We start from the raw sequence: 5161 nt of genomic DNA, 5'->3' as shown, positions 1-5161 counted from the left end.
GATTGACCGTCAGAGTCATCGATAGGCCGGTCTGTCAACAKGTTGGCCAGTGAGGCGTGGATGTAATCCACACCCAGTTCCAACAGCCGGTCGACAAAGGCAAGCGTCTGGTCAATGCGATACCCTCTCCAAGTTGCGTGAGATGCGATGCTCAGACTGCGTTGCTAGCTCTCAACGCATACTTCGCCACCATCGCCTTCACCTCACTGACCAGGTCGCAGCCCCTGCGACATCAAAGAGCTTGACCAGCACCATCGGATCGTTCGCCTCCGACTGTGAGCCGAGCGGATAGCCCGCCATCTTTTGAAGCAACTGCGTATGCAGCTTGTTTTCCATCGGTGACATCTCCAACGCCATGCATATCGAAGGCGAGGGAAATCGTCACCCTGGGCAGGGAAGCGATTTCCCCGCTGGGATCAACAGAAAGACGACGTTCAGCAGTCGTCGAGCGTATTCACCAACTTCGCCAGCTTTCGAATGTCGTCGGCGGCCAGTTCCACAGTGAAACTGTCGGAGACCGGGTCATCGAGGTCCTGGTGGCGCTCACACTCCTTCAGCACCTGCCGAGCGAAGGTCAAGAGCGTCAACGATGCGTCATAGCACCGCATCATCGAAACCGATGAATCCGCCTCCGGCAAGTCGTCCACCTCGTGCACCGACATGCCCTGGATGAGACGTTCCGCTTTGGCAGGCTCGAACMCGTGCTGCAGGATCGGCATGCTCTCGGTGTCTTTCCAGAGCGTGCCGGCGTCTAGCGCGCGACGCACGATGGATGTCGCCCCGTCTTCATGTGGCGCGGAGACACCTACCGTGAGACGCTGCACATACCCAAGCTCCAGCGTCACCAGGAACTTCGGATAGTTCCGGCTCATGCCTTGCCAGAACGGAACGTGACCGCTTTGGGCAGGTTGGCGATGGAAGCCAGCGGATAGATTGCGCAAGAATTGCATTTCAAGACTCCTTGAAGATGCGGGTTCCGGCATGACCCCGATCGGGGATGCGGTCCCCTCGGGATGGTTGAAACAATCACACTCCAGATCCCGAAGGATCCACAGCCATTACAGGAGCCAAGCTGTGTTTGATACCAACGTCAACAACGGATCCACAGGCGCACCAGGTTGTCCCCGGAGACACTCGTGTTTCCCTTGCGTTTTGCGGCAAGCCGCAGATAGCGCACCAGCACTTCCAGGTCATGATCGGAAGCCTGCGCGAACCAGTCGTTCCAGTGCTGCCAGAACGATTTGCGATTTCCCTCCATATCGATTCTCCTAACAACGGGAATCGATCCCAGGGGACGGATTCCCCAGGTGGGTGGAAACATCACGGCGTCAGCAACACCTCACTGATCGCCCTCTTCCTCGAGTTCGCCGAACAAATCCCAGACAAAGCGAGCCGGTCGAAAGCTAATACCATCGACCTTGAATCCTTCTCCGTAATGGCGGAAGGCTTCGACTCAATACACTGCACCATCACGCCTTTAGGCCACCAGCAGCGGGTCACGCCGTCGAAGGCATAACCGAGCTCAATGAGCCGGCCTTGTTGCGCATAGCGTTGGAACCGTGGCAGACCTTCGTCCAGCACAACACATAAGCMGGCTTCGAGGCGTTCGTAAAAGATACTCTCGCCAAAGAGCTGACAGTCATTACACGGAGCGTGCCTGGTATCGCGGTCCTCGCGGTGGCCCGGACTGACAACGCCATCGTCAAACTCGGCATCGAAATCGAAACCGGGTGGAACATCGACGTAATGGTCGACCAGACTGTGTTCAGAAGACGAATACATGGTGAGATCTCCCGTCAGTATTTGAGCGGCAGACGCACCAGTTTCCCGAGCAGGAGGCGTCAGCCCGCAAGGGTGGAAAGGGGACAGCCATCAGTAGATGGCCGCGGGTGAATCATTGGAACGTGGGGGTTCAGTCCAACGCCCTGCTGCTACATGGCCGGTTACTGTGAGCCTGCGCATCCGTGAGGATGCAGCTTGGGAGGCGTACAGACTCAGGGAGTTCCGGTAATCCTGCGCATAGCGAACAACTTACATCACATCCCCAACTGGCAAGCCAGTCTGAAACCATTTCAGAGACTCAGTTTCATCCTAAGGGCGCAAGCCAAGCTTGCTGAGCGTTGAATTAGCCGGACAACGCACAAACCGGGAACATCCTGTGACAACCTGGAGGTTCCGAAAGGGGGGAACCCCTTCAGAGCCCACCAGGTCAGCGACTCAAGCATACGACCCGGTACGGCGGGGACGTTGGCTGTAGCCAGTACTTTGGCTCGTGTTTCGCGAAAGCTGGCGGCCTTGAGAGCCGTTCGTATCGCGAGACTGCTGCGCATTGCCTTGGCGAGTATCGCGTGCGTACTGCGGTGCACGTGAATTGTCATCTTGGCCATCGCGGTTGCGTTGGACGTTGCTTTGACCTTGATCCCGCGAGAACTGACGTCCACGCGAATCGTTGTCATTGCGACGTCCTGGGTTGCCAAAGCGTCGGTCGTTCTGCTGGGGACGATGTTGCTGCTGATTCTCGTCTTCCGGCAGATCGACAAACTCCTGGTCAACCTTGGCCATCGTGATCTTGAGCAAACGCCCACGAATCACGGTACGGATTTCGCCTTGCGATTCGCCCTCCCTAACCTCATAGGCCTGGGCAGACGGATCTCCGAGCTTGAAACCRATCAAGACTTTCCGATCGGCGAGTACATCCTGCTCGAGCATCTTGACGATTTCCTTGGCGCGTTGGCCGACAACGTAGACGTCGCAGTACGTGTACTGGGCGTCATCGCGTTTGCCACGCAGAGCAGCGATATTGCAGGCGAGCACAGGACCATTGTCGGTCGGCACATCACGCACGCGTGAGAGATAGCCGATACCAGACATGTGGAGATCGAAGTACTGCGATTGGGCTTGTTGGGAAGCGGATTGGGATTGCGACATGGTGGGCTCCTAGAATGAAAAAAGGGAGTCCACACATCCCGGCGGGAGTGTTAGAACCCCCAGCTGGGACAATCAATCAGATTTTCATCACATCCAAGATCCCAGAGGGATCCGTTGCCATTTCATGGACCGAGCAACGTTCAAGGGCGTCAGGTGAACTGACAGGGATTGATCCGATAACCGAGATCAGACGGGGCCGAGGCCAGCTAAAACAGGTTCTATTCAACGCGAAGATTTGAGAGACGTCAAGCACCTCTGGATGCCGTCAATCTCACAAGATAGAGGATTGGCCGTGGTTCGTAAAAAATCCGCCATATCTTCGCTAAGCCTCTGATTTTTATAGGAACTCCACCCATAGCGGATAGCGAACCGCCGGCCCCAATCGAAAGGGGCCGCGAATGTGGACCACTGACGACACAGGGGGCAATCAGGGCAGTGGGACACGGCCAAAGCCCGCGTCCTTGGCCCCTTTAGTGATCGTGCCACCGCTGCAATTCGGCAGTCTTGAGACGACGCTATAAGTGTAAGCCTCCGATCAGTACCGTCTGGACGTTGAAGCATCGATAAGCACAATAAGTCCCCGCCAAATCAATTAGTGGGACCCTATGTCGCAGTCAGTTGAGGATCAAGAGGATCGTTACCGTCGGKAACCAAGACGCCTCTTCTCCAACGGCGACAGGAACTGCCAGAACCCGGACTCCGGTTGCGAAGMGCTTCAGGAACGGGCTTTCCTAAGCGCCGAACGCGCCGCTTGCGGGGTCTTTCCGGTCCATGCCTGAAATGCCCGTGCGAAGGAGTTAGGATCCTCGAAGCCCAGCAGAAAGGAAATCTCTGCGCCGGACATCGACGAATTGACGAGATAGTGTCGTGCGAGCGACTCACGCATGGTGTCCAGCGTCTCCTGAAAACTCGTGCCTTCGTCTTTCAATCTGCGCTGGAGAGTCCGCGTGCTGACCCCGAGCTTGCGGCATACGACACTCATCGACAGTTCACCGGCCGGCAGCGCCTCGAGCAGTACGCTGCGCAGTCGTTCCACCATGCTGGCAGTTCGGTCCAGCTCCGCCAGCCGCTGACGCAGGGCGGGCTCGAAATAAGACCACATCTTGTGGTTCTCGGTCAGGAAGGGGCGCTCAACGTCCGCTGCCGCAAAAACCAGTGTGGCCAATGAGGTGCAGTCGACCGGTACGCCGAAGTAGTCCTCGTACGCACGCAGGTCCGACTCCGATCGCGGCGGAACGGGCCAACCTACCCGCAACGGTTGCACGTGGCTGCGCGTAGCGAGTCGTGCGAGTTGCACGAAGAACACCAGCTTGAACGCCAGGAACACGCTCGGCGCAGACTCCGTGCGGTCCAGGAAGTCGATTGTGACGGTGCAGTGCGCAGCCGTGCGTCCCACGTTGATCTCGATCGGGGCAACCAGCTTGACGTACTTCGCAATGCGGTGAAGTGCACCCGCCATGTTGGCGCTGCAGAGCGCGGCAAAAAGCTCCGGGTCGAACCAGTCGGAGGACATCACCTGCGCAACGCGCAATGGTGCCGGGCAGTCTGCCTGCACAGCCTCGGCTTCGGCCTCGATAGCTCTCCAGAGTTTGAAGAAATCCCTCGAGTCCAGGCGCACGTTTTCGCGCGCAAACAGATCGCCCGGKAGTTGTGCGCGGCGCAGCACGCTCGGCGTCGCCAATCCTGCGTCCTGCATCAGTAACCGCCAACCCGGCCACACTGCGTAGCCCAAAGCAGGACCGCGGTAATCATTCGGCGGGAGTTTGTGTTCTGTAGACATGAACGAAGTTTAAGCGGTCGATCGCGCCAGCGCACTCGCCGAACGCGCCAACAGAGTACGCCATTTTGGCGCGTTTCGCAGCTTAATTGGCGCGTTTGGCGAGTGCGCGTGGCACTCCTCAACGGCAAAGTAGTCGCCAAGCTCGAACCCGCCTACTCCGACTGGGAATTACCAATCCTGGCCTGCATGGCAGAGACAACATGCCGTACCTTTGGAGAAGTAAAAGTGAAAAAGACAGTTCTGATCACGGGCGCATCCTCGGGCTTCGGCCTGCTGCTCGCCAACAGCCTGCACAAGCAAGGCTTCGACGTCATCGGTACCAGCCGCGAGCCTGAAATGCACGTAGGCAAGGTCCCTTTCAAGCTGTTACGCCTGGACATCGGCGACGACAACTCCATCAGCGCCTTCACTGAAGAGCTGTTCCGCAACATCAAGCAATTGGATGTGCTGGTG

7 protein-coding genes are annotated in these 5161 nt (G+C 57.6%); 1 reads left to right on the top strand and 6 read right to left on the bottom strand.

The annotated features are described in order from the left end of the window. Positions 1-198: 198 nt before the first annotated feature. From AC1DS3_RS34960 to AC1DS3_RS34935, 6 genes are all read right to left on the bottom strand, one after another. Entirely contained in the window at positions 199-336 is a 138-nt protein-coding gene (locus AC1DS3_RS34960; RefSeq protein ID WP_441641623.1) for a hypothetical protein, read from the bottom strand. A 98-nt stretch (positions 337-434) separates the two neighbouring features. Continuing rightward, positions 435-950 carry a hypothetical protein gene (locus AC1DS3_RS34955; protein WP_477128982.1) on the bottom strand — a complete coding sequence of 172 codons (516 nt, stop codon included), beginning with the start codon at positions 948-950 and terminating at the stop codon, positions 435-437. Between the two features lie 140 nt (positions 951-1090). Next, positions 1091-1258, bottom strand: a complete 168-nt coding sequence (locus AC1DS3_RS34950) for a hypothetical protein (protein ID WP_441641625.1) — start codon at positions 1256-1258, stop codon at positions 1091-1093. A gap of 62 nt (positions 1259-1320) precedes the next feature. Further along, on the bottom strand, positions 1321-1782 hold the full coding sequence (locus AC1DS3_RS34945) for a hypothetical protein (RefSeq protein WP_477128981.1): 462 nt from the start codon (positions 1780-1782) through the stop codon (positions 1321-1323). 435 nt (positions 1783-2217) lie between these two features. Then, positions 2218-2928: a DUF3577 domain-containing protein gene (locus AC1DS3_RS34940; RefSeq protein WP_477128980.1), complete on the bottom strand. Its 711-nt coding sequence runs from the start codon at positions 2926-2928 to the stop codon at positions 2218-2220. Between the two features lie 715 nt (positions 2929-3643). Further along, positions 3644-4624: a helix-turn-helix domain-containing protein gene (locus AC1DS3_RS34935; RefSeq protein ID WP_441641611.1), complete on the bottom strand. Its 981-nt coding sequence runs from the start codon at positions 4622-4624 to the stop codon at positions 3644-3646. A gap of 192 nt (positions 4625-4816) precedes the next feature. On the opposite strand from AC1DS3_RS34935, the gene AC1DS3_RS34930 reads away from it, so the two are divergent. Beyond that, positions 4817-5161: SDR family NAD(P)-dependent oxidoreductase (locus AC1DS3_RS34930; protein WP_477128979.1), on the top strand; the 345-nt coding region annotated here is incomplete at its 3' end.

Source organism: Cupriavidus sp. 01L46, from assembly GCF_056399905.1.
Note: the sequence above shows the minus strand (reverse complement) of the source record. Positions and strands in the feature narration are given on the sequence as shown.

Coding starts and splice junctions, on each gene's coding strand:
- AC1DS3_RS34960 (WP_441641623.1), bottom strand. CDS start 336: ATGGAAAACAAGCTGCATACGCAGTTGCTTCAAAAGATGGCGGGCTAT.
- AC1DS3_RS34950 (WP_441641625.1), bottom strand. CDS start 1,258: ATGGAGGGAAATCGCAAATCGTTCTGGCAGCACTGGAACGACTGGTTC.